We start from the raw sequence: 25,751 nt of genomic DNA, 5'->3' as shown, positions 1-25,751 counted from the left end.
GAATTTTATCTAAATTTATTTATCATTCACGACCAATTGATAACGCATTACTTTCTGGAAAGCAAAGGCCTAAAATAAGAACGGCTAGACCGACAAGAGTATCTCTGGCGTTTATTCTTCAAGTTTCTTATTTCCAATACTCTATTTCCGTTGACTAGGATCAAACACAGTCATAAATTAAAGTAAAAATAGCAACGCCTTTATATCTACTTATTTATAGACTAAGTTTGCCGTATTCTCTTTATTATTTTTGATTTAGCCTTTTTCAATTGGGACTTTAATTTTAAGCAAAGGATTAAGCAAAATCGTAAGTTCCGCCCGATTTCAAGGCTTTTTGATAAGCTTCACGAGCTTGAAAGCGCTTAACGAACGCTACGATTGTCGGATAGTTTTGATCCGCTGGTTTCCTTGCCGCCCATGCCTCTAAGGGAAAACTCATTTGAATATCAGCGCCTGAAAGTTCATTTCCGGCAAACCATTCATTATTTTTTAAATGGTTTTCAATTAAATCTAAGTTAGCTTTCATGTTTGGCCCAACGTATCCAGCCATTATTTTTTTCATGATGCCTTTTGCTATAGGTTTAATCAGAAAAGGCATTGAACGATCCACTGCTTTCTCTAAAATGAGTTTTAACAACAATTGTTGCATCAGTGTTCCTTCAGCAAAATGTAGCCAATATAAATACTGACGATGTGCTTCAGTTTTTACCTCAGGGATAAAATGATCTTGGCCATAAGTTTGCGCAAGATACTCAATAATCGCGCCAGACTCTGCAACAGTAATATCACCATCGGTTATCACGGGAGATTTACCTAGAGGATGCACTTTTTTAAGGCTAGCAGGTGCTAAGTTAGTTTTGAGATCACGTTTATAATGTTTTATTTCATAAGGAACGCCAAGCTCTTCTAAAGCCCAAAGCACTCGTTGAGAGCGTGAGTTATTCAGATGATGTACAACAATCATAGTTTTCTCCAATAAAGTAAAATATTTTGCTGAGCTATTGCCATTAAATTGCCAAAGCAGACCATTTGCTTTACAACACACGGCTAGAAATACAGCCAAAAGTACAATAGTGCTAAGTTTACATTATTTTAGTATCTTTATTGCCTAGTGTCGCATAGCATTGAACCCTATAACTATACTATCGGACTATTTTAATGCTTTGGACTTCCAGTGTTCTGCTTGAACAAGACATCAAGCAACACCACCACAACTTGCATGAGTTGGTGGTTTGTTTACAAGGAAGTGTCAACATCTGCATTAATGGTGAATTACATACGTTATCGGCTGGGCACTCTGCTTTTATCCCGATTCAATACTCACATGCAATTTGTATTGATCAACAAATCGAGACTCGATTACTTTTTTCCTGCATTGATCCGCCCTCATTCGATACGTTGTCAAACCCTAGCAACCGGCTATTTTTAAATTCGCTATCTAAAGGCGACTTTTTAATAAACAATCGTCTTTTAGACACAGATGTCAGCACACAGGAAATGCTTAAAGTTGCCAGTGATATTGAAGCTTCACCAGATTCTAACTCACCTTTGCAGGCCAGTTTAAAAGAGAACTTATACTTAAGGTTATTACTAATCCATGTCAGTAGTGCAGGTTATGAGCAACAAACAAATGCACAAGCATCATTAAAAATGACCAAGGCCCAGAACTGGATTCATGACAACTATGCCATGGACATCACACTAGAAATGGTGGCAAAACAAGTGAATATTTCAAGAAGTCATTTTGCTCGTCAATTTCGTCAACATACTGGGTTTAGTGTTATTGAATACCTCCTCAAAGTACGCTGCGATGCTGTAGCTAAACTACTTGCCAGCTCAAACACCGATATAACAGAAGTTGCTTTTGCGACCGGTTTTAGTAATTTAAGTCATTTTTATCGACACTTTAAGCGCCGCTATGGCATTACACCTGGCGCTTTTAGACAAATGATTAAACATCAAGGCACTGCACTGACAGCTGACTCGGCATAAGCAACACAGCCAAATCATTTATATACCAACCTATTTAGTCTAAAAATAGCAAAAAAAAGCTCTTACCTAAGTAAGAGCTTATTAATATTGTTAAATACTAGCCGTTATTTAAAACTTGTAGCTTGCTTTAACGTACAAAAAGCGACCTTGGCTATTGTGAGTGCTATTCGCAAAACCCATAAAATCATGATAAGCAAACGGTGGCTCTTCATTAAACAAGTTAGTGGCACCAATACTCAAGGTAGTATTTTCAATACCGATATAATTCACTGTGGTATCAACCGTTGTCCATGAATCTATATCACTCATACCTTCGGTCGCAACTGAGGCGTCTTGCTTGAATTCGCCAATATAGTTTATCGCCATACTTGCGTTCCAATCACCTTGTATCCAAGTCGTGTTGAACGTCCAACGAACTTCCGGTTGTTCAAAGTCACCTTCTTGGGTATCAATACGCATAGAACCATCAGCATTCGGGCGAGCATCTTCATAAGATAAAACGTAATTGACTACATAAGTAAATTTAAATTCACCGATATCAGTTTCCAAGCCGTAATTAGCTTCGATATCTAAACCAGAAGTAGTGATATTCCCAATGTTTTCATATTGATCGAAGATACGAACAACTTCACCTGGATCGCCAGCAATAGTCGATGGTAAACGTTCAACTACCGAAGGGTCATTCCCTAAAGTACTGAATTTAAACTGGGTATCTTTAGTAATGACATTTTCAATATCATAATCATAATAATCTATTGAAAAATCCATGTTATCTGCGATTTCATAGATTAAGCCTAAGTTATAGCTAGTCGATTCTTCAGGACCCAAATCGTCATTACCTGAAAGCACAGCAGTATACTCTTGTGGCTCACAGGCTTTGTTAATATTACCAACCGCAGCACAACGTACCGTATCAACCAAATTAGGTGACTCATCAGTATTACCTAAACCAATTTGGTGTAATGACGGAGCTCTAAACGCCGTACCGTATGAACCACGTAAAGATAAAGACTCTGTAGGTTGCCAGATAAAAGCAACTTTTGGATCCGTTGTAGTACCAAAATCACTGTAGTCTTCATGACGAACGGCAACCTGTACTTCTAAGGTATCAAGTACAGGAATGGCCAATTCTGCAAAAACAGAAGTATTATCACGCGAACCATTCGCTTGGGTGGCTTCTGTGCCAAATACTTCACCGCGTAAGAATTGATCATCAGGGTTATCGCTAATACTCTCTTCTCTGTATTCAACACCAACCGCTAAACCAAGGTCACCATGCTCCATTTCCATGACTGAACCGCTGATTTTACCATCAAAAGATTTACTGGTTGATTTACCAATACGTGTCGTAGTCGTTTCAATAAAATCTAATGATTCTTGACTGTTGCTAGAGGGTTCAAATGGGTTCCATAAACCACTATCAATCGCTTCTTGTGTGCGACGTGAATTAGGGAAACCATTTACGCCACGCTCAGTCGATGTGCTCTTAATATAGTTATAAGCGACTTCCCAGCTCCAATCTTTGATCTCACCTTGTAAGCCAATAATTGAGCGATAGTAGTCAGAGGTAACGCGCTTTTCACGGTTGCCAATATCAAGCATGCGTCGGCGCATGGTTAAGTCTTGCTGATAAAACTCATGCGTAGGCATCATTGCAAACGGGTGATTTACATTATCACCAGACATAAATAATTCATTAAAGCTTGGGCTACCTGCACCACGGATTGTCGTTTTAGAATGTTGACCATTTAATTCCGCAAAACCACGTAAATGGTCATTAATTTCGTATTTACCTAAGTAAATAAAACTAGCGCGTTCAGTTGCAGGAACAGAAGTCATGACTGGAGCATAATCATAACGACAAAGGTTACCGACAATATCTTGCTCAGCACAAACATCATTACCAAAGGTATCAGGCATACGATTTGTTGAATCACTTGCTAATGCTATAGTGCCGGGAAACCCTGATGAACTTCTAAAGTCAGTAGCAAATGGGTCATTAGGTCTTAATGCTTGTTGGTTAGCCGATTTTGAATAGTCGCGATCAGCATAAAGAATTTCTTCACGTTCAAAGTAATCTAGTGCAAATGTATGGCTGCTTTTTTCTGTTGAGTTACCCCAAACAATGCTGATATTTTTTTCTTCACCACCACCGTCAGCAGTATCTCCGAATTTTACGGCAACTTCTGCGCCTTCAACATCGTCACGTAAAACGATATTAATAACACCGGCAACGGCATCAGAACCATAAGTTGCTGACGCACCGTCTTTTAGAATATCAACACGTTTGATAGCCGCTAAAGGAATATTGTTGATATCTACAAATGCGGTATCAATATTATTCGCAAATGGCGAAACTGATACGCGTCGGCCGTTAACTAAGATTAACGTTGAGTCAGCACCCAAACCACGTAATGAGACACTTGAACCACCATTACTGGTATTGTCACTACTGTTGCCTTGCGTTGAAAAAGTACCTTGTCCCGCCATAGGTAACTTAGTAAAAAGACCGATCAGATCAGTAACCCCGCTATTGGCGATATCTTCAGCACTTAATGAGGTTAAAGGCGACGGACCTTCCATGTCTGTTCTCTTGATATGAGAACCGGTAACTTCTATTCTTTCTACGCTTTGTTTTTCTGCTGCTATGGCAAGATGACTTTGCGAGGCGAACAGTGCCGCGGTAATACTAAGGGCTAGCGTGTGTTTACGACTATTTAAGAGTTTCATGTTTAACTTCCTTTTATGCTTTTATAGTTACTTGATTTTACAGTTATTTGTTTTTATATGAACATATGTTACTTAGTGTCAATGAAATACGATTTAACTAAAATAAATCAATAGGTTTTATAACAAAAAAACTACAGATTTAACAGGTTAACCACTGATATCATCCACCTAATATGTAAAGTTATGTTAACCAATTAAAATTTGACTACGAAAAACTTCGGATTTTATTTTAATTAACCACCAAAAACAGTTCTAAATAATGAGGTACTAGGCATGTTCCCAAAAAAAAATCCGATGAATAAGTTTCATCGGATTTTGGTTTTATTGCCAATTTATAAGCTAAATATTTTTAACTTATCGGCATTACTGCTTTAACACAGTACTTTTCTTCGGTTGGGGTCTCTTTTACAAACCAACAATGAAGTTGATATGTTATTAAAACTGGTTAGAGGTGTTTTTCGCTCCACCGGCTTTAAGTGCGTTTTCACCTGCAAAGTATTCTTTGTGATCATCACCCATGTCTGAACCTGACATGTTTTGATGTTTAACACAGGCAATACCTTGACGAATTTCTTTACGTTGTACACCTTCAACATAACCCAACATAGCCGCATCGCCAAAGTATTCTTTAGCAAGGTTATCGGTCGATAACGCAGCCGTATGGTAAGTAGGCAATGTAATTAGGTGATGGAAAATACCAGCTTCACGCGCTGTATCTGATTGGAAGCTACGGATTTTGTCATCTGCAGCTACAGCAAGCTCAGTAGTATCGTAATCAACATTCATTAAATCTGAGCGAACATAGCTAGATACGTCTTCACCGGCTTCAACCATAGTGTCGTATGCTTGTTGACGGAAGTTAAGCGTCCAGTTAAATGATGGGCTGTTGTTGTAAACAAGCTTAGCATTTGGAATTTCTTTGCGTACCTCATTCATCATTGCAGTGATGTCAGCAACGTTTGGTGTTGCCGTTTCAATCCAAAGTAGGTCTGCGCCCGCTTTAATAGCTTCAATGCTGTCAAATACACAACGCTCTTCACCCGTACCTTGACGGAATTGGTATAAACCAGAAGGTAGGCGTTTAGGACGAACAAGCTTACCGTTACGATTGAAACATACATCGCCTTCAGCCATATCAGCAACGTCAATTTCTTCAACATCTAGGAATGAGTTATAAATATCGCCTTGATCGCCAGGCTCTTTAACAACCGCAATTTCTTTTGTAAGGCCAGCACCTTCAGAGTCTGTGCGTGAAACGATAATACCGTTATCGATACCTAATTCTAAGAAAGCGTGACGTAATGCACGGATTTTAGAATGGAAATCAGCATGAGGAACCGTTACTTTACCGTCTTGGTGTCCACATTGCTTTTCATCAGCAACTTGGTTCTCAATTTGCAAAGCACAAGCACCAGCTTCAATCATTTGCTTCGCCATTAGGTAAGTGGCTTCAGCATTACCGAAACCTGCATCGATGTCAGCAATAATTGGAACTACGTGAGTAACGTGGTTATCGATTTTGTGCTGAATAGCCGCTTTATCGCTTTCAGATGCTGCGTCTAATTCACGGAAAAGACCACCTAATTCACGGGCATCTGCTTGACGTAAGAAAGTGTAAAGCTCTGCAACTAAAGAAGCTACTGAGGTTTTTTCGTGCATAGATTGGTCAGGAAGCGGACCAAACTCACTACGAAGAGCAGCAACCATCCAGCCTGAAAGATACAAGTAACGACGATCTGTTTGACCATCAAAATGTTTCTTAATAGAAATCATTTTTTGTTGGCCAATAAACCCGTGCCAGCAACCTAAAGATTGAGTGTACTTAGTACTATCAGCGTCGAAAGCAGCCATATCGCGACGCATGATATCTGCAGTGTATTGTGCAATGTCTAAACCAGTTTTAAATCTATTCTGTACTCTCATACGGGCTACAGACTCTGGATTGATGGCATCCCAAGAACTGCCAGCTTTTTCTTTAATTTCTTTAACTGCTTCTATTGCACTTTGATAATTAGACATATCACTTTCTCCAAAAGTTTTAACTGACAGTATTTATATGTTTGATGATGTAACTGCTTATGTAAGCAATCACACCGGACAACATAAATACTAAACCAACATTCATGAATAAACAAAATATATAATTAGCATCCCTACCATTTCTGCCATGAATAGTGGTGTAATAACTCTAAAATATAAATGTAAATAATCTAATATATTCAAATAGTTCTAACTCATCTTATGAATTATTCATAAAAATCACGCTGAAATTAATTTAATTTTCCCATGAAATTTACTTGATTCTCACCATAAGCCATGACATAAATCTAAGTTATGTTTATGTCCTAGATTATTAATGTTATGAATATCTCAAAAATTGATTTAAATCTGCTGATTTATCTTGATGTCTTACTCAGAGAGAAGAATGTTACTCGCGCTGCTGGCCAGTTAAATATTACTCAACCGGCGATGAGCAATGGTTTAAAAAGGCTGCGAACACTTTTTAACGACCCTATTTTAGTGAGAACTTCTGATGGCATGGTGCCTACCGAACGAGCTCGAGCTTTAGCGCCTGCTATTAGAAAAATTTTATTGGAGCTAGAAGAAGCACTCCAAGGTGAAGAGGAATTCAACGAAAAAAATAGCCAACGGGTTTTTCGTCTGATGGCAAGTGACTATGCAGCCTCTACGCTATTACCAAAATTATTGAAGCGTATCAACCAGATAGCACCTAATGTTACCATTGACATAATGACGCCTAGTGATGTTAACTTTCATGATGTTGAGGCCGGTAAAATTGATATGGCCATCAACCGTTTTGATGAGTTGCCACAATCATTTCATCAAAAAACTATTTGGCGAGATTCATTCTCATGTTTATTAAGTGCCGATAATCCAGTTGTTGAAAAATTTAACCTAAATACTTATCTGAGTGCTAAACATGTTTGGGTATCTAAAACAGGCTTTGGTGTCGGTGTTGGTATGGATCCGAAAGATGTGCAAAAATTAGGATGGGTTGATGAAGCATTAGCGCGCATAGGTAAACAGCGTGATATTAAAGTCTTTACACGAAATTATCACGTGGCAATGCAACTAGCACTTGAAGATGAATTAGTTGCAACCTTGCCTACACGAGCGGCATTAATTCATAAAAACGATGCGAATTATACAGTGCTCAAACCGCCATTCGATATTCCAGATATTGAACTTAAAATGATATGGAGCCCTCTGTTGCATCATGATGCTAGCCATATATGGTTTAGACAGTTGGTTATAGAAGCGGCCAAAGAAGGCTAATAAAGCAATAAGGACGTAGTGAGTGTGATCACATTTAAGAAAAAAACATTCAATGCTTTGTATAGCATATTTGCCATTTTTAGTTGTCTTGCGCTTGGTAAGTTGTGCTCGCATGTGGCCCCTATATTGCCGAGTAGCTTATACGGGTTGATTATTTTTACCTTAACACTACATTTTCGCATTTTTAACGCTGATCATATTAAAAGCAGTGTAGTTTGGTGCTTAAAACATATGGGAGTATGTTTTGTTCCTGCTGGCGTTGGCATTATGAACCACTTTGAATTAATCAAACAATTTGGCATCGCGATAGTCGCTATTACTTTTGTAACCACCTTTTTATTATTAACTGTTGTCGGCTTACATTATCAGCGATTCGCTGTCGATGACGAGTGACATAGATGTTACCTGAACTATTAAGCACACATATGCTCTCTTCGCTTTTTACTATTGTTGGAACCATTGCACTATTTCAATTTACGGCTGTATTTCAACGTAAATTAAACGCAATTTGGCTGCAGCCAATGCTAGTAAGTATTTTAGTCATTATTGTTATTTTACTTTGGCAAGATATTAGCTTTGAACGTTATTTTTCAAGTTCTTGGATGCTTAATGCCTTGCTTGAGCCGGCGGTTGTGGCATTAGGCTTTCCACTTTATCAACACTTAGAAACCATAAAGAAGCAGTGGAAAAGTATTATTTTCGTGCTATTGATTGGGGCATTAATTGCCATTATTAGCAGCTTTGTTATCACTATGTTGTTGATCGGGGATTATACTATAGCCGTTGCACTTTCTCTAAAGTCGGTTACCACACCTATTGCCATTGCCATAGCGGGACAGTTAGACGGTAATACAGCGATAACAGCTTTTGCCATTATTCTCGCAGGATTTTTTGGCGCTTTGGTTGGCCCTCCTTGGTTAAGGTATATTAAGGTGAAATCACCAAAAGCACAGGGATTGGCTATTGGCGCTGCGAGCCACGCTATCGGCACGGCAACTGTCAGTAACATTAGTTACGAGCATGCCGCTTATAGTTCATTGGCGTTGATTGCTTCTGCAGTAATCACAGCATTTATTAGTCCATTTATCATCAGCTTTTTAGCTACGCTGTTCTAGCATTTTTAAAAGCGAAGTTTTATGGAAAATTTGCGTTAATAGCTTGGTCATATATTATAAAAACGATATGTCTGTATCATTTATCTCAATGAGTTAGCTTAACTATATAAAAATAATACAGACTTTATTTATGATTCATTCTCAGCATGAATAGCAAGGATAACAACAAACAATAATATGAATATAGCGATAATAAAGGCAAATAAAAAAGCACTTATCTATTAAAAAGCAAGTAGTTAAATAAATTTTAGCTACTTGAAATACAAAAATCATGGCTAAAAGATAGTTATTTTTTTTTCGCGGCTATTGCATCAAGTAGACAATATTTCTACATTGCAGGTATTAGTTTTTCCTCAATGTCTTAAATAAGAAAAATTTATCCCAATTTGACTCATTAATTATCTATTCACTATTTAATCCGTCAAATGGGTATTACTTCCAAACTTTCAAGAAAGGTGTCCCATGACAAAAAGAATTTCCATCTCAAATTTACAGGTAGCAGCAGCGTTATATAACTTTGTTAACGAGCAAGTTCTCCCTGGCACTGCAATCGCTTCAAATACGTTTTGGGATGGTTTTTCAAAGCTTATCGCTGATTTAAGCCCAAAGAATAAAGCCCTATTGTCAAAGCGCACTTCACTGCAACAACAAATTACGGCTTATCATCAAGAACACCCCGCTGATAATTTTGTTTTTTCTGACTATAAAAGCTTTTTAACAAATATTGGCTATCTCGCTAAACCAGTAGCAGACTTTACTATCTCAACAAAAAATGTTGATGCTGAATTAGCCACAATAGCGGGTCCGCAACTTGTCGTGCCAGTAATGAACGCCCGCTTTGCCTTAAATGCGGTAAACGCTCGCTGGGGTAGCTTATACGATGCATTATATGGCTCAGATGTTATTTCTGATGTTGATGGAGCAGAAAAGACAAAATCTTATAACCCAAAACGGGGTGCTAAGGTTGTTGCTTTTGCACGTGACTTTTTAGATCAAACGATACCTATGATTGATGGTTCACATCATAATGCCCAGCGTTACCAAGTTATTGACGGTTCATTAGTTATTGAACTGAATAACGGTAAAACGTCAAACTTGGCACAGCCGGAACTGTTTATAGGCTTCAATGGTGATAAATCCGCGCCAAGTGAGCTAGTTTTTAAACAGCACGATTTGCATTTTATTATTGAATTTGACCAAAACAGTACGATTGCAAAAAGCGACACCGCAGGTGTTAGTGATATATCTATGGAGTCAGCGCTAACTACCATTATGGATTGTGAAGACTCTGTTGCCGCAGTTGACGCAGAAGACAAAGTTATTGCTTATCAAAATTGGCTTGGTTTAAATCAAGGTACGTTATCTGAAACATTTGAAAAATCAGGTAAGCAACAAACACGTTTAATGCACCCTGATAAAAGTTATCAAAACCTTGATGGTACGCAAGGTAAACTAAAAGCGCGCAGCTTGATGTTTGTTCGTAACGTTGGCCATTTAATGACTAACAATGCCATTATTGACCAACAAAATAATGAAGTCCCTGAGGGCATCATGGATGCTGTGATCACTTCATTAATCTCAACTTATGACGTTAATAAGAAGAATACCTTACGAAACAGTGAAACAGGTTCAGTTTATATTGTTAAACCCAAAATGCATGGTCCGGAAGAAGTTGCCTTTGCTAATGAATTATTTGACCGTGTAGAAGACCTATTAACACTGCCTCGTAATACCCTAAAAATGGGTATCATGGATGAAGAACGCCGAACGAGTGTTAACCTAAAAGCTTGTATTTATGAGGCAAAAGAGCGAGTAGTATTTATCAACACTGGATTCCTCGACCGAACCGGTGATGAAATTCATACCTCAATGGCAGCAGGTGTTATGGCAAGAAAAGCTGATATCAAGTTAACAAAATGGATTTCTGCTTATGAAGATAATAATGTTGATGTTGGCTTAGCTTGTGGATTTAGTGGTAGAGCACAAATAGGTAAAGGCATGTGGCCGATACCTGATCAAATGGCTAATATGCTAGCAACAAAAATAAACCATGTTGAAGCGGGCGCAAATACTGCCTGGGTACCATCGCCAACTGCAGCTACTTTACATGCTTTGCATTACCATAAAGTCAATGTTTTACAATTACAGCAACAACTAAAAAACCGTGTTTCAGCTAACGTCGACGATATTTTAACGATACCTTTGGCAGAAAACACGCAGTGGTCTGCGCAAGAGGTTTCTGATGAATTAGACAATAATTCACAAGGCATATTAGGTTACGTGGTGCGATGGATAGATCAAGGTGTTGGTTGTTCAAAAGTACCTGATATTAATAATGTTGGCTTAATGGAAGATCGCGCAACACTACGAATTTCAAGTCAACATATGGCAAATTGGTTACAACATGACATTTGTACTGAAGCACAAGTGCTTGCAAGCTTGAAAAAAATGGCTACTGTTGTGGATAAACAAAATCAAAATGACGCTCAATACCAAGCAATGTCGAGTAATTTTGATACCAGCATCGCTTTTCAAACCGCAGTAGAGCTAGTACTGCAAGGCCATAACCAACCCAATGGCTATACTGAGCCTTTATTACATAAAAATAGAATTATATTTAAAGCCCAAGCTAAATAAATCTAGCGTTACAGCGATATAAATATTTTGGCCATTAAGGCTCTGTGTTCATGAGTCATTAGATTTATGAACACAGGCCTATTTTTTCTTCGTAAAAACTAAAAACTGTGATATTTATTTAACATTACAGCATTAATATAGTAAATAGCTTATCTTATATAGTCACTTAGTCACTATAGCCTCGAAGCTATATGCCAAAAAATAGCCACTTATACCCAGTTGATTAATTAACTGCTCATTTTTAATGGTTAAAATTAATAATGACGGCGTTACTTTAGTTAAAGTGCGGGTTAATTTAATTAGGCTATTGGTCGGAAAAAATGCACAGTTCGACTTATTACTCTCGCGTAAATGCAAGCACTTATCTATATTAATTTATATCATAATGGTATTATGGCGATATCAGGGAAAGATCTAGGATAGATATTTGATGAGAAATACAACATGACAAGACAAACTAAACCTTATTTTTTAGGCTCTGCTTTTGTTATCGTTAGTTTATTTTGCTCGACGATTCAAGCAGAGACCAAAGTAAAAGCAAATGCTCAATTAGCTTTTACTAGCGATATCGTCGTTATTAAGATGAAATCACCTGCAATTAATATAACTAACAACTACGCCTACCCTAGTATTACCAGCGAAGTATTCAATGTTTACCATCAAAATAATTCACGTACACTAACTTTAAAATCTCGGCAACCATTGCTCGGTATTGAAGTCGCAGATTTTGTAAATATAGTGCCACGTAAATTTGATAACAAAAATTCTATCTTTGAGTTTGCGGCAAAATTTAATGACAAACTTCAGCAAATACTCACCTATTTTGATTTTTCATCGACAAGCACTAAAAGTAAAGTTGAAAATATCAGCGAAAAAGATCAAAAAAGTAAAGTCAGCTTAATTGTTAAACATGACAACAAATCGATAAAGTCGAATTGTAGTAAAATTAAAAGCTGATTATTTATATTTAATACCGCTTTATATTAGTCGAAAAAAAAACCGCTTATTAGCGGTTTTTTATCTGCAATACGTTTTAAATCCTTACGAATCTAGCCTAGAATAACTCGCCCATAGCTGACGTGAAATATTACAAAGGCTTTAATCATTTAGCTTAAAATTGGTAAGACTGACCTTTACTCAATAATGTTTCAGCCGTTATTTTATCTGCCGAACAACTCGCGATATCTTCCTTGGTAAATACCAGAATACTATCTTTATAGCTGTTAGCTGACTTTTCTCCAGCCGATTTTAAAATAACATTTACATGTTCATTTTTTGGTAAAGATTTTAAACCATTGCCATATAAACATAGTGTTTGGGTTAAGTTTACCGTTAGTTGTTGATAATAATTAGAGCGCTCTTTTGCTCTTTGCTTCTGCTTTTCTTTCTGCTCTAACGCAAATTTATTACTAAGTTCGATAATTTTACTTTGATGTGTTCTAAAGCTTTCTTCTTGCTCAGTCAGCTGGGCTAACGCTTGCTTTAGCTCAGCTTTTCGGTCGTCACTTGTCCGTGAAAGCTGGTAGCTTACATCACGTTTTTCGCGTTCGACTTCCCTTAACTTATAGGCTATTTCACGTTGTTCATCTCTTAACTCTCTTGATCTATCTTGGTTTTCTTCAAATACCTCAACAACTCTTTCGTAGTCCTCGGCCGCAGAATCCAATGCCCGAGTCACAGTTTCATTCACATCAATATCAAATTTTTCCAGAAACTCATGGTTCACCTCTGGTGCAATTGGAGCAGCTGGCATTTCAGGCATTGAAAAATTAAAGTTATAATTACCCCACTCACGGCTTCTTGCTACCGAGCTAATGGTAAACACCACACCTTGGCCACGTAAATAAGTACTTTGAATACTATTAATCTCTGACGCACGGCCAGCTGATTTACCTGAAACAGAAGACTTAATTATGTCATTCATAATCGTTAACTGTTTGTGTATACCTGAGTATTGTTCACTGTTTGATTCAGCAGCAATTGCAGTGCCTGACATTAATAAACAGGGTAATATTAACGTTGATGTCATTAAACTTAATTTTTTCATTTTCTACTCCTCAGCAGTCCAATTAGCCGGTGTACTTTTAAAATCACCTTGTTTCAATCCAAAGCCCTTAACATCTTCTTGTCTATAAGCTTCACTGTATTTAATCGCTTGTTCAAGCGCTTGATATTTAATTTTTTGTTCTAACAACTCGTCTTTTCTTTGTGCATTTATATATTGTATAAAGTCACTGATATCTTCTTTGCGCTCTTGTCGTGAGGCGCCCATTATATAACTGGCAAGCTGTAAGTTATTGTCTTGCTGTTTCACTTTAATATCAGCAGCATAATTTGCTAAAACCACTTGCTGCTCTTGTGCAAAACTTTGCAGCCGCTCATCGACTAACTTAGCTAACTTGTGTTCTTGCAGTTGCGTATTACTGCCGGCAAAACTCAGTAACACGCCATTGTCTTGCATCACTAGCTCGACTTTAAACAACACTAATGCCACAGCAAAAACAGAAAACGCCATCGATAATGCCGGTAAGCCACGCCATTGCCAAAAGGCTATTTTGTCACTTTCAAAGCCGCTAGCACGGTCCCATGCAGGCACTTTTTCGTCACAAGTCATTGCTACTTGATGTTCAATAGCGTTGACGGTATTTTTACGTTGTTGCCATTGCCTTTCATCATCTAACTGACAATCATCTGATTTGCCATCTAGCCAATCGGCAAAGGCTTGCTCATGGCCTGACTCATCTTTATTTGACATGGTCTAACTCCAAATGATCTTTTAATTTATCTAAAGCACTGTATAAGCGAGATTTAACCGTGTTCACTGATATGCCTAACTGTTTCGCAATATCATCAAAAGTGCAGTGCTGAAAAAACTTTAATTCCACGACTAATTTTTGATTAATGGGTAAAGTCTGCATCGCTTTTTGTAGCAGGCTAGCTTGCTGTCCGGAAAATAAATGAGCTTCAGGGCAGGCATCGCTACTTTGCTCTTCTTGCTCAGGTGTATCGTCTAGTGATTGCGTCGGTTTTTTACGGCGATAAAATTCAATACACCGATAATGAGCAATTTTAAACATCCAACCTTTAAAAGGGCTGTCGCCACGAAATGACGCTAAGTTACGAAAAACCGCCATAAAAACATCTTGCATCAAATCTAAGGCGTCATCAGGATTACTCACCATACGCAGAGTGTAGTTGTATAAGTTTTTCTCATACCGTTTTACTAAGGTAACCCAAGCTGACTTCTTTCCTTTCAGCGCTTGTTTTACTAGCGTTTCATCGCTTCGTTCAAACACGCATTTTCCTATTAATTTACTGTCTTATATTAAAGGTAGAGTTGAAGATTAAAATAGTTTGAAATTTTCAAATTATTTTAATAAATTTATTAATATCGCTGATAGCTTTTGGTGTATCGGCGTTTCTGTACTTGTTGAACGCCGCATCAAGGCAATTTCTCGATAAACATTGCCTGATAGTTTCTCTATCGTTAACCCCTCAGCTATAGAAAAACCTTTTTTAATCGCCATTTCAGGTAAAAAAGTGAAACCTTGATGATAGGCTGTCATCTGTACCAAAGTTGCCAAACTCGATGCAGAAAAAGGGTTAATGCGGCTGGTATCCGCTAATTTACAGGCAGATAATGCATGCTTAGTTAAACAATGTTCATTTGAGAGCAGAAAAACACTATGCTCAGGTAAGCATTGGTAATCTTGTTTCTCACTAAACTTTGCCATTAATTTAGGATCACCAGCAGCGAAGAAGTGATCTTTGCCAACCACTAAACTCTCAAAGCCTCTTTGTGCAATAGGCAAAGCAAGAATAACGACATCTAGTTCCCCATTTTTAAGCATATGTAATAAATTATCTGTGGTGTCTTCTCGAAAATAAATCCGTAAATTTTTTAACGCTTGCTGGCATGCTGGCACCAAATCAGTCAATAAATATGGTGCTATGGTCGGTATACAACCAATGTTAAATACACCTCCATCGCTTTGACCTTGCTGTCTAGCACTATTGACTAGGTCATTAGTATCAACGAGTAATTTTCGGGCTTTTTCAACAAATTCATTTCCCTGGCTAGTAAATAAAAATGACTTATTATCACGTTCAATTAATTGACAACCCAGTTGTTGCTCAAGCTTTAAAATTGCACTACTCAAGGTTGACTGACTAACAAAACAAGCTTGTGCGGCTTTATGGAAGTGTTGATGTTGATGTAGCGCTACTAAATAGCGCAAATGTTTTAAATTAGGTAAGTACATGCCAGGCTCATTAATTTATTAGATTGAAGGATGTATTTTCATGGGGTTATTAGCCCACTCAATTAATTTAACCTATCAAGAAGGTAAACTTCAATTAATTAAACCGATAAGCAATCAAAATTAATACATCGCCAGTTGAAGACGAGATTTAAAGCCGGTTTTTATGCAAGTATTACCTGTACGATTTGTAAAGCTATGTAATATATTAAATTGTAATGACTGTGTTATTCTCAAAAAAAATACGTTAAAGTCCTTCAGGATGTAAAAATAAATCAGAGGTAATAAAATGTTAAGAGCGTCAGCACGTCATATACTGGTAGATACTGAAGAGCAATGTCTAACATTAAAGCAACAAATCGCAGCGGGTGAAGATTTTACAGCAATCGCACAAGCACACTCAAATTGCCCTTCAAAAGCGCAAGGTGGGGCATTAGGTTCTTTTGGTCGCGGCCAAATGGTACAAGAGTTTGATGAGGTTGTATTTACAGCGCCATTAAATCAAGTGCAAGGACCTGTTAAAACTCAATTTGGTTATCACTTACTTGAAGTAACTTCTCGAGACGAATAATACCTAATAGGTTAATAACGACTGTGATAGTTAAAATAAAAGCGAAGATTCAAACCTTCGCTTTTTTTGTACCTATTGGCAAAATGTTACCTTTTAAACCATCGCTTAATTTTATCTTTTCGCAAGCTTAATAAAAATACGGCCATAGCAACATAAATCAGCGGTTCGACAATGTCAGACTTGACTGACCAAAAAAAGTGCAATGAAATCAGTAACACGGCAAGATAAACCCCGTTATGTAATTTTTGCCACTTTTTACCCATTTTCCGTCTGATTGCGGTTATTGATGTTACCGCTAAAGACAAAAGAATAATTAATGCGGCCATTCCTACGGTAATATATGGCCTATCGATTATCTCATCAAAAAATAGTGCAAGATCAAACTGTACTTCAAAAGCTAAAAAATTCAGTAAGTGAAATAATGCATAGGTAAAACTATACAAGCCAACTAATCGCCTGGTTTGTAATAAATAGCCTTGGCGATATTTTTTCGCAATAGGTGTTATTAGAAGCGAAATAAGTAATAAATTAAAGGCGCCAATACCGGTAAAATGAATAACGTCTTCTACAGGATCAGCGCCAAGTTGCTCAGTAAATGCCAATAAATAAAGTGCCAGTAACGGTAAAAAAGCCATCATGTGAATAGTGATTTTCAGTAACAATACGCGATTACCTAAAAAAACACTTTTAAAAGACACTTTATTTGCGGTGTTTACACTTGCTTGCACTAATAGTTTTTCCTTAAATCCATGCCTTTATACATAGCTGAAACTTCTTCGCCATAACCATTAAATGGTAAAGTGGCAATGCGGTTACGCGCAAATAATCCACCGGTTGTGATTCGCCTTTCACTGGCTTGACTCCAACGAGGATGATCGACTTCAGGATTTACATTGGCATAAAAGCCGTATTCATTATCGGCTAATCTATTCCATGTAGTCGGTGGTTTGTGTTCAACTAATTTAATGCCAACAATTGATTTGATACTTTTAAAGCCATATTTCCATGGCACGACTAATCGAATAGGCGCACCATTTTGCGCCGGTAGGGTTTTACCATATAAACCGACACTCATAAAGGTGAGTGGATTCATGGCTTCATCAATACGTAAACCTTCGACATAAGGGTATTCAACACCGCCACCAATACGGCGACTATCTTGTCCTGGCATCTGTTTTGGATCATATAAGGTTTCAAAGGCAACATATTTTGCTCGTGAGTTAGGCGCAGCTTTTTTGATTAACTCTGCTAACCCAAAACCTACCCATGGAATAACCATTGACCATGCTTCAACACAGCGCAGGCGATATATACGTTCTTCTAAGGGAAAGCGTTTGAATAGATCATCGTAACCTAGGGTAAAAGGTTTATCGACTTCACCAGAAATACTTAATTGCCAAGGATTAACGTTAAATTCTTGGGCATTTTCTAAAGGATCGCCCTTGTTGGTACCAAATTCATAAAAATTATTATGCGAGGTAACTTTAGCTTCTGGGGTTAATATTTGAGACGACTCGCTAGCTTGCACATACTTTAAGGCTTGGCGCTGAAACAATACTGCTTTTTCACTGTTAAAAAAATCTAGTGCGCCTGCATTGGCCGAAACCGATTGCGCCAGTAAACTTCCGGCCCCTAAGTAACCAAGTTTTTTTAAAAGATCACGCCTAGAATGATAAACGCTTTCATCGGTAACTTGCTGTTCAGACAGTTGATGATTTTTTTTAGTTTTGATTAACATATTTACCTCTTATAGGGATAATTATACTAATCGGATTAAATAATAGATCACTTACTTAATTGATTTGGTATAACTTATGATAAGAAGACCCATAAAGAGGTAAAAAAATTCTTAAGAAAACCAAATCAATAAAATAAAGCGTAGCTTAACTAGAAAATTTATTTAAGTAGTTAATAATCTCACTTGATTCATACATCCAAGTAATGGATTGATCTTCATTAGTAATTTTTAAACAAGGCACAGTTCTTTTACCACCCTCGCGAATTAACTCTTCGCGATATTGCTCATTTTGATTGATATTTCGTAATTCAATATTCAAGCCTAATCGCTTCATAGCGCGGCGAGTTTTTACACAAAATGGACAAGCCGGTAGTTGATACAAGCTTAAGTGTGCTGTACTTGCATCCACTTCTTTTTGTAGCTGTGGTGTGCGCTTTGGTGCACTTGGAGAAAATATAAAGTTTAATAACAAAATTAAACGGCCAATCGGCCAACGAATTAAAAACATAGTAGGGTTTGTGCTCACGGTTAAGTAAATAAACTAAAAATAAAATGATTGAATTACCACATCATATCATCAGGAATTTGAAATTCTGCATAAGGGTCATCTTCAGCGATAATTTCTTCAGCAACTTTAGTGTTTTGCACCAAAATAACGGTTTTATCTAAACTCGCGACTTTTTCTGCTGTTTCTGAGGTAACAATATAAGTAGTATCGTCAATACCACATAACGCTAAACGACCATTAACTAAGGCTTTATGCGTTACACCATCAACAAATAACTTCTTAATTTTACTGTTAAAGGTGTAATTATACTCTGCTTCACCATTAACATTAGTCACTTGATGATGTTGCAAAATTTGTAAGATTCTCAGCTGTTGCTCTTTTGCAATTAATGCTGATTTTTTCTCATTATTCAAAGCGGTATCACGCGCTAGCTTTTCTTTTTTCGCCAACTCAAGCTCTTGCTTTACTTGCTCTTGTAAACTGGCATCAACTTTAACTCCACTGCGCTTTTGTTTGCCGGTTTTGCGTTTATCACTGTTTGCTTGTCGTGCTTTTTGCTTGGTGGTTAAACCTGCTTTTAGCAACTGATCTTGTAAAGAAGCCATCTAAATTTCCTGCTGTAGAATGCTAATTAAGTATCTATATTGGTGCTATTTTATCAGTTCATTTGCTATTTAACACCATTCAATAAAAAAGCAGCATAAATTGCTGCTTTTTAAAGTATTTAACAATGATTATCTACGTGCTATAACCATGACATTTATCTTGTGCGTCATTAAACAATCCCATATTGCTTTAATGGTAGCTCTCGATAACGTTTACCTGTGGCATTAAAAATAGCATTACAAATTGCGGGCGCAATAGGTGGAACACCTGGCTCACCCACACCTCCAGGAGGTGCGTCACTGTCAATTATTTCTACATGCGTGGTTGGGGCATCGCCAATTCGAGCGACTTGATAACTATCAAAGTTATTTTGCTCAATAACGCCGTTTTTCGCAGTCAGTTCACTAAAGAATGTTAGCGATAAAGCAAAAATAGCCGCGCCTTCCATTTGTGAGCGAATACGTTCAGGATTTACTACTAAACCACAATCTACCGCCATCCATACATCTTCTACTTTAATTTTTCCGTCACTATTTTCCGATACTTCAACAACACAGGCAACATAGCTAACAAAGCTTCGGTGCATCGCAATACCAAGACCACGGCCTTTAGGGAGTTTCCTGCCCCATTTTGCCATCGTACTCACTTTTTCTATTACAGTTTTCATGCGTGCAGTATCAACGGGGAACTTCTCTAGTGTTTCACCATAATTTCCGTACTCTGCATGCTCTTTAGAAAAATCAATTTTTCGATTGGCGCCGAGCATGGTTAATAAGTTATCTTTACTGTCCAAGCCTTTTGCCTGAGCAAGCTCATCAATAAATGAACTCACTGCAAAGGCATGATTTATATTGGTTACTGAGCGCATCCAACCGATACGGGTATGTGCAGGTGCTTTACCGATAGCACAACTAACATTAGCAATATCGTAAGGCATATCAATAAAACCTAAACTCGCTTCTGAGCCAATTAAATCAGCACCTTTACTAAAGGTAGAGCCGATAGTGGGCTCTGCAACATGGTGTTGCCAAGCTGTAACATTGCCCGCTTGGTCAATACCTGCTGTTAGTTTTTGATAGCTTACGGCATGATAATAGCCATTTTGAATTTCGTCTTCTCGGGTCCACATCACTTTAATCGGTACATGTAACTGCTTCGATAATATAGCGGCTTCAACAATAAAGTCAGGCTTAGATTTACGACCAAAGCCCCCTCCAAGCAAAGTGACATTAATATTGACACTTTCTGGTGCTACACCGGTGATTTGTGCCACAGTGGCTTGTGCTGACTGTGGTGTTTGGGTACAAGCCCAAATGTCAAAAACGCCATCATGAAAGTGCGCTGCTGCTGCGGGCGGCTCCATAGGTACATGGATTAACTCTGGTACGTAATATGATGCAGTGAGCACTTGTTTAGCATCAACTAACGCTTTACTTACATCGCCCTTACTGCGTAATACTTTCGCAGGATTATCACAACTGTCCGCTAATGCTTGTTTATATTCAGTACTGTTGTAAATTTTATGCTCACTTTCATGCCATTGTATGGCTAGTGCTTCGCGACCTTTTATTGCTGCCCAAGTATTTTTCGCGATAACCGCAATACCTCCTAAAGGTTTAAATACGGCAGGCTCTTCTAGGTCAGGCAATTGCACAACGTCAATAACACCCTTAATTGCTTTTGCGGCATCACCATTGAATGATTTAACTTTTGCACCTAGTACTGGTGGTCTGGCAATAACAGCATATTGCATGTTGTCTAATTCAACATCAAAGCCATAAGTGGTAGCACCGGTAGCGATTTTTACACCGTCAACTAATGCCACATCAGACTTACCAATAAGGTTAAAATCTTTTTTATCTTTTAAGAACAATGCTGATTGGGCTGGTAATGCTAATTTACTCGCTGCTGAAACTAAGCTACCAAAGGATAATTCTCGGCCAGTTTTTTCATGAACAATCGTGCTATTTACCGCGATTGTTTCACTAACGTTAACTTGCCACTGCTGTGCTGCAGCCTCTTGCAACATCATACGCGCCGCTGCGCCAGCTTCACGCAGTGGTTGATAAAAACGTCTGACTGATCGGGAACCATCAGTATTTTGACTGCCATACTTTTTATCACCTAAGCCTTGAACAACCGCTATTTGTTGCCAATCAGCACCGAGTTCGTCGGCAACAATCATAGGAATACTGGTTCTGATCCCTTGACCCATTTCCGAACGATGCACCACAATGCTAACAATGTTATCAGCACCTATTTGCACATAAACACTGGGTGAAAACTTATCTGAGCCGGTAACACCAGCCAAAGCTTTTGGAATAGTGAGCATTGCAGGTAATTGAACTCCAAGCACTAGCGCCGTAGAACTGATACCCAATTTTTTTAAGAAGCCGCGACGGCTAACATTTTCAATGTGTTTCATGATTAGCGTCCTTTTACTTCAGTGGCTAAGTCTGCGGCTAGGTGAATCGCTTCTTTGATTCGTTGATAAGTACCGCAGCGACAAATATTACCACTCATGGCAAGTTCGATATCTTTATCGTTTGGATTAGGCTCGCGATCTAATAAGGCGACTGCTGACATAATTTGACCTGACTGACAATAACCACATTGAGGCACATTTAAATCTTGCCAAGCTTGCTGAACAGGATGGTCACCTAGCTCTGAAAGCCCCTCAATAGTCGTTATTTTCTGGTTAGCGACAGCTGATACTGGCATAACGCATGAGCGAACAGGTTGGCCATCAACATGCACAGTGCAAGCACCACATAAGCCTTTACCACAACCATATTTAGTACCGGCATACTTTAAAATATCTCTCAGAGCCCACAACAATGGCATGTCGCCATCATCATTAAATTGATGTTCTTTACCGTTGATAGTTAAGGTGATCATGCAATCGTTTCCTTTAGTTTATTTAACGTCACTTTCGTTAGCACTGTTTTAAATTAACCTTTTTTCATGCTAGTTACGTTATGCTTTAATACCGAGTTTTTATACATATTGTTTAATTGTTCAGGTGTATCTATATCGAAAAACGCATGTGCCAGTGGAACTTTTAATACATTATCTTGGTGTTTTTCTAGTAACGGCTTTGCGCCTTGTTTACCGGTTAATTGTTTTAATTCTGTAAAATAATTTTGTGAAAATATCACCGGCGGGCCAACTTTTTCTTTGCCACTTGACCCTGCCAAATTTATGTCTTGTGAAACAACAATAGCATGAGGTGATTCTTGCCAAAAGATTTGATGACGAATCAAATCTGCAGAGGTTAACTGCCATTGGTCAACTAACACGATCATAACCGCTTTTATATCAGGTGCTAGCGCTGCAACACCTGCAGCAATTGATGAAGCCATACCATCTGAGAATTTGTGATTAATAATAGTATTTATGGGTAAATGGTCAATTCGGGCTTTGACTTCATTCGCTTTAAAACCTAACACACAATAAACCTTGCTAGACACCTTTAACGCTTCCTCTAACTGCCATTCAACCAAGCTTTTATCTTTGATATTGATTAACTGTTTCATTTGTCCTAAGCGAGAGGACTGCCCTGCGGCCAACACGATGATAGCAACATTGTTATTTAAGTGACTTGTCATTGGCCCTCCCTCTAACATCAACTTAACCTGCTGATTATAAACAGTCTAAAGTGTAACAGCCTATTGATCCAATCAGGTGATTTCAATTGATACCAACCATAACAAATAGTATCAATAAAATATGACGATAAAAATATTGATATTATTAGGATGAACTTCAAGATTCAAACTTCTTTTGTTTTAAGGTACTCTAACTTATCTATAATTGTTACTTTGCTTACCTTAATGAAATCTTTAAAAACTACTTTGATCAGCATATTGTTTATTCTCTTCTTAGTATTGGCAACTTTAAGTACATGGATATACAGCCAAATCGATAGTGCATTACCGCAATTAGACGGTAAACAAACGCTCTATGGCTTATCTGACAGCGCCATCATAGAGCGTGACAAACAAGGCATTGCCACCATTAAAGCAAGTAATCGCCTAGATATAGCGCTGGCAACAGGCTTTGTTCATGCCCAAGAACGCTTTTTTCAAATGGATTTATTACGTAGAAATTCAGCAGGAGAACTTGCCAGCTTATTTGGAGCAGCCGCAATAGACTATGACAGTGAAATCCGCCGCCATCGTTTTCGTGAGCGTGCTACAACAATAGTCTCACAATTATCTGCAACTGACTCAGCCCTTTTAAAGTCCTACACCCGCGGCGTAAATCAAGGATTAAAGTATCTCAAGGCCGCACCTTTTGAGTATTTACTGCTGCGCCAAGCCCCCGTTGAATGGCAAGAAGAAGATACTATATTAACAGTGCTCAGTATGTATATAGACTTACAATATCAAGACGGTAAACGAGAACGCACCTTAGGTTTATTACACTCGGTATTAAGCCCTGAAGTATTTTCGTTTCTAAACCCTAAAGGCAGCCGTTGGGATGCCGCGATTGATGGCACAGAGCTGCCTTCATCACCATTACCCCGAGCCCCTTGGCCATCTGCTTCTAGCGAAAAAATGGCAGCGCTGTTAAATCATCAATCACTCGACAAAGCTCTAACTAACCTAACTCCATCGTCACTAATCAGAACAAAGTCAGCACAAAGTGAAGAGTTTCCCGGTTCTAACAACTGGGCCGTAGGTGGTGCTATAAGTGCCACGGGCAGTGCGATAGTTGCAAACGACATGCATTTAGGGATTCGCGTACCAAACACTTGGTTTAGAGCTTCTTTCGAATATAAAAGTGCTGATAATAAGAGTGTAAAAGTGACTGGCGCAACGCTACCAGGCACACCTAACATTATTATTGGCAGCAATGGTCATATCGCTTGGGGCTTTACCAACAGCTATGGAGACTGGAGCGATGTGATTGTGCTTGAAACCAATGCCGATAAAAGCCAATACTTAACGCCTGATGGTTATCAAAGCTTTATTAAACGCAAACAAATTATCGCGGTAAAAGGTCAAGAAGCTGTCGACATTACCGTTACGGACACTATTTGGGGCCCCGTTATTGGTGAAAACGCTCAAGGGAATTTACTGGCATACCGCTGGGTTGCTCATGACAAAGCGGCGGTTAACATGGTGATCACTGAATTTGAAACCGCAGAAAGTGTTCAACAAGCCATTACTATTGCAGCACGTGCAGGCATGCCAGCACAAAACTTAATGGTGGGCGATAAACAAGGTAATATTGGCTGGACCATTATGGGGCCGATACCACAACGCAGCGCAATGTTTGGTGAAACTCCAACCTCTTGGTCCAATGGCGAAAATAAATGGCTAGATTTGTTACCACCTGAAGATTACCCACAAGTTATCAACCCAAAAAATTCGCGCTTATGGACCGCCAACTCACGCGTTGTTGGTGCCAACATGCTAAAAAAAATAGGTAATGGTGGCTATGCTATTGGCGCACGGTCTGCTCAAATAAAGCAAAACCTCGAAGCTAAAACTTCGTTTGATGAACAAGCTTTACTCAATATTGCCCTTGATGACAGCGCCAAATTTTTACTACGTTGGCAAAATTTTATTTTGTCTGAAGTACTTACTGATACTATGTTAGCTAAGCATCAGGAATGGCATGAAGTGAAAAATATTATCAAGGATAATAACTTATCCGCGAGTACAGATTCTGTCGCCTACCGCTTAATTAGAAATTTCAGACTAAATATTAGAGATCAAGTTTTCGATATCTTTAATGAAAATATGGCCAAGCTTGATCACAACTATAGTTTTAATACCATAAGACACCAAATAGAAACACCTTTATGGCAGTTGATTAACCAACAGCCAGAAAACTTTCTCTGGCGCAGTCACGATAGTTGGGCTATTTTATTCGAAGTCAGCCTAGAGAAAACACTTTCAGAAATGACCGAATTAACCACGCTGGAAAATGCAACTTGGGGTCAACAAAATATCAGCAAAATACAGCACCCTTTGAGCCGTGCCGTACCATTTATTGGCCAATGGCTCGATATGCCTGAAGTAGCATTACCCGGCGATAGCTATATGCCAAGAGTTCAAGGACAAGCATTTGGTGCATCACAGCGGATGTCGGTTTCTCCTGGCCATGAAGAAAGTGGTATTTTTCATATGCCAACTAGTCAGTCTGGTCACCCTTGGAGCCCATACTATGGTTTAGGCCATGAAAGTTGGATGAAAGGTGAAGCTTCTTCATTCTTACCTGGTCCAAGCAAATATAAGCTTACTTTACTAACTTACTAGCGAATCAACCTAACACTTTATAGACTAAG

General features: G+C 38.3%; 22 protein-coding genes. 8 read left to right on the top strand and 14 right to left on the bottom strand.

The genetic code is table 11. The features are described from left to right. Positions 1-295: 295 nt before the first annotated feature. Positions 296-964, bottom strand: a complete 669-nt coding sequence (locus B5D82_RS01255; RefSeq protein ID WP_081148579.1) for a glutathione S-transferase family protein — start codon at positions 962-964, stop codon at positions 296-298. A gap of 194 nt (positions 965-1,158) precedes the next feature. On the opposite strand from B5D82_RS01255, the gene B5D82_RS01250 reads away from it, so the two are divergent. Further along, positions 1,159-1,992 carry an AraC family transcriptional regulator gene (locus tag B5D82_RS01250; RefSeq protein WP_081148577.1) on the top strand — a complete coding sequence of 278 codons (834 nt, stop codon included), beginning with the start codon at positions 1,159-1,161 and terminating at the stop codon, positions 1,990-1,992. A 108-nt stretch (positions 1,993-2,100) separates the two neighbouring features. Here the strand turns inward: B5D82_RS01250 and B5D82_RS01245 are convergent, their stop codons facing one another. Together B5D82_RS01245 and B5D82_RS01240 are read right to left on the bottom strand one after the other, a co-directional pair. Further along, a complete protein-coding gene (locus B5D82_RS01245) occupies positions 2,101-4,722 on the bottom strand; it encodes a TonB-dependent receptor plug domain-containing protein (protein ID WP_081148575.1) in 2,622 nt (873 codons plus the stop codon). Positions 4,723-5,157: 435 nt separating this feature from the next. Continuing rightward, a complete protein-coding gene (locus B5D82_RS01240; protein WP_081148573.1) occupies positions 5,158-6,741 on the bottom strand; it encodes an isocitrate lyase in 1,584 nt (527 codons plus the stop codon). 342 nt (positions 6,742-7,083) lie between these two features. Here B5D82_RS01240 and B5D82_RS01235 point away from each other — a divergent pair, with 342 nt between their 5' ends. The 5 genes from B5D82_RS01235 to B5D82_RS01210 all read left to right on the top strand — a co-directional run bounded on the left by B5D82_RS01235 (position 7,084) and on the right by B5D82_RS01210 (position 12,728). Beyond that, on the top strand, positions 7,084-8,019 hold the full coding sequence (locus B5D82_RS01235) for a LysR family transcriptional regulator (RefSeq protein ID WP_081148571.1): 936 nt from the start codon (positions 7,084-7,086) through the stop codon (positions 8,017-8,019). Positions 8,020-8,043: 24 nt separating this feature from the next. Further along, positions 8,044-8,412 carry a CidA/LrgA family protein gene (locus B5D82_RS01230; RefSeq protein WP_245807535.1) on the top strand — a complete coding sequence of 123 codons (369 nt, stop codon included), beginning with the start codon at positions 8,044-8,046 and terminating at the stop codon, positions 8,410-8,412. Positions 8,413-8,417: 5 nt separating this feature from the next. After that, positions 8,418-9,134 carry an LrgB family protein gene (locus B5D82_RS01225; RefSeq protein WP_081148569.1) on the top strand — a complete coding sequence of 239 codons (717 nt, stop codon included), beginning with the start codon at positions 8,418-8,420 and terminating at the stop codon, positions 9,132-9,134. A 462-nt stretch (positions 9,135-9,596) separates the two neighbouring features. Further along, complete coding sequence (locus B5D82_RS01220) at positions 9,597-11,771, top strand: malate synthase G (RefSeq protein WP_081148567.1); 2,175 nt, start codon at positions 9,597-9,599, stop codon at positions 11,769-11,771. Positions 11,772-12,215: 444 nt separating this feature from the next. Beyond that, on the top strand, positions 12,216-12,728 hold the full coding sequence (locus B5D82_RS01210) for a hypothetical protein (protein WP_081148563.1): 513 nt from the start codon (positions 12,216-12,218) through the stop codon (positions 12,726-12,728). A gap of 154 nt (positions 12,729-12,882) precedes the next feature. Here B5D82_RS01210 and B5D82_RS01205 read toward each other — a convergent pair whose 3' ends face one another. The 4 genes from B5D82_RS01205 to B5D82_RS01190 all read right to left on the bottom strand — a co-directional run bounded on the left by B5D82_RS01205 (position 12,883) and on the right by B5D82_RS01190 (position 16,033). After that, on the bottom strand, positions 12,883-13,818 hold the full coding sequence (locus B5D82_RS01205; protein WP_081148562.1) for a hypothetical protein: 936 nt from the start codon (positions 13,816-13,818) through the stop codon (positions 12,883-12,885). A gap of 3 nt (positions 13,819-13,821) precedes the next feature. Next, positions 13,822-14,526 (bottom strand): hypothetical protein, encoded by a 705-nt coding sequence (locus B5D82_RS01200; RefSeq protein WP_081148560.1) that lies wholly within the window; start codon positions 14,524-14,526, stop codon positions 13,822-13,824. Beyond that, positions 14,516-15,067, bottom strand: coding sequence for an RNA polymerase sigma factor (locus B5D82_RS01195; protein ID WP_081148559.1), 552 nt, complete (start codon positions 15,065-15,067; stop codon positions 14,516-14,518). The genes B5D82_RS01200 and B5D82_RS01195 overlap by 11 nt, the downstream gene beginning before the upstream one ends. 72 nt (positions 15,068-15,139) lie before the next feature. Beyond that, the gene (locus B5D82_RS01190; protein ID WP_081148558.1) at positions 15,140-16,033 is read right to left on the bottom strand and encodes a LysR substrate-binding domain-containing protein; all 894 of its coding nucleotides are present in this window, start codon (positions 16,031-16,033) and stop codon (positions 15,140-15,142) included. 286 nt (positions 16,034-16,319) lie between these two features. Here B5D82_RS01190 and B5D82_RS01185 point away from each other — a divergent pair, with 286 nt between their 5' ends. Next, positions 16,320-16,601, top strand: coding sequence for a peptidylprolyl isomerase (locus tag B5D82_RS01185; protein WP_081148556.1), 282 nt, complete (start codon positions 16,320-16,322; stop codon positions 16,599-16,601). An 86-nt stretch (positions 16,602-16,687) separates the two neighbouring features. Here B5D82_RS01185 and msrQ read toward each other — a convergent pair whose 3' ends face one another. The 7 genes from msrQ to B5D82_RS01150 all read right to left on the bottom strand — a co-directional run bounded on the left by msrQ (position 16,688) and on the right by B5D82_RS01150 (position 23,061). Beyond that, complete coding sequence (gene msrQ / locus B5D82_RS01180) at positions 16,688-17,329, bottom strand: protein-methionine-sulfoxide reductase heme-binding subunit MsrQ (RefSeq protein ID WP_281255937.1); 642 nt, start codon at positions 17,327-17,329, stop codon at positions 16,688-16,690. Further along, on the bottom strand, positions 17,329-18,339 hold the full coding sequence (msrP, locus tag B5D82_RS01175; protein ID WP_081148555.1) for a protein-methionine-sulfoxide reductase catalytic subunit MsrP: 1,011 nt from the start codon (positions 18,337-18,339) through the stop codon (positions 17,329-17,331). The genes msrQ and msrP overlap by 1 nt, the downstream gene beginning before the upstream one ends. 145 nt (positions 18,340-18,484) lie before the next feature. Then, entirely contained in the window at positions 18,485-18,847 is a 363-nt protein-coding gene (locus B5D82_RS01170) for a glutaredoxin family protein (RefSeq protein ID WP_081148553.1), read from the bottom strand. Between the two features lie 53 nt (positions 18,848-18,900). Beyond that, complete coding sequence (locus tag B5D82_RS01165) at positions 18,901-19,452, bottom strand: DUF2058 domain-containing protein (protein WP_081148551.1); 552 nt, start codon at positions 19,450-19,452, stop codon at positions 18,901-18,903. A gap of 170 nt (positions 19,453-19,622) precedes the next feature. Further along, entirely contained in the window at positions 19,623-21,878 is a 2,256-nt protein-coding gene (locus tag B5D82_RS01160) for a xanthine dehydrogenase family protein molybdopterin-binding subunit (RefSeq protein WP_081148549.1), read from the bottom strand. A 2-nt stretch (positions 21,879-21,880) separates the two neighbouring features. Next, positions 21,881-22,351, bottom strand: a complete 471-nt coding sequence (locus B5D82_RS01155; protein WP_081148547.1) for a (2Fe-2S)-binding protein — start codon at positions 22,349-22,351, stop codon at positions 21,881-21,883. 53 nt (positions 22,352-22,404) lie between these two features. Beyond that, positions 22,405-23,061: a nucleotidyltransferase family protein gene (locus B5D82_RS01150; protein ID WP_157673820.1), complete on the bottom strand. Its 657-nt coding sequence runs from the start codon at positions 23,059-23,061 to the stop codon at positions 22,405-22,407. Positions 23,062-23,286: 225 nt separating this feature from the next. Between B5D82_RS01150 and B5D82_RS01145 the strand changes: the two genes are divergently transcribed. Further along, on the top strand, positions 23,287-25,722 hold the full coding sequence (locus B5D82_RS01145; RefSeq protein WP_081148543.1) for a penicillin acylase family protein: 2,436 nt from the start codon (positions 23,287-23,289) through the stop codon (positions 25,720-25,722). The last annotated feature ends 29 nt before the right edge of the window (positions 25,723-25,751 follow it).

Origin of the sequence: Cognaticolwellia beringensis (assembly GCF_002076895.1) — a bacterium.
GTDB lineage: Bacteria > Pseudomonadota > Gammaproteobacteria > Enterobacterales > Alteromonadaceae > Cognaticolwellia > Cognaticolwellia beringensis.
This window is presented reverse-complemented; position numbering and strand designations above follow the sequence as displayed.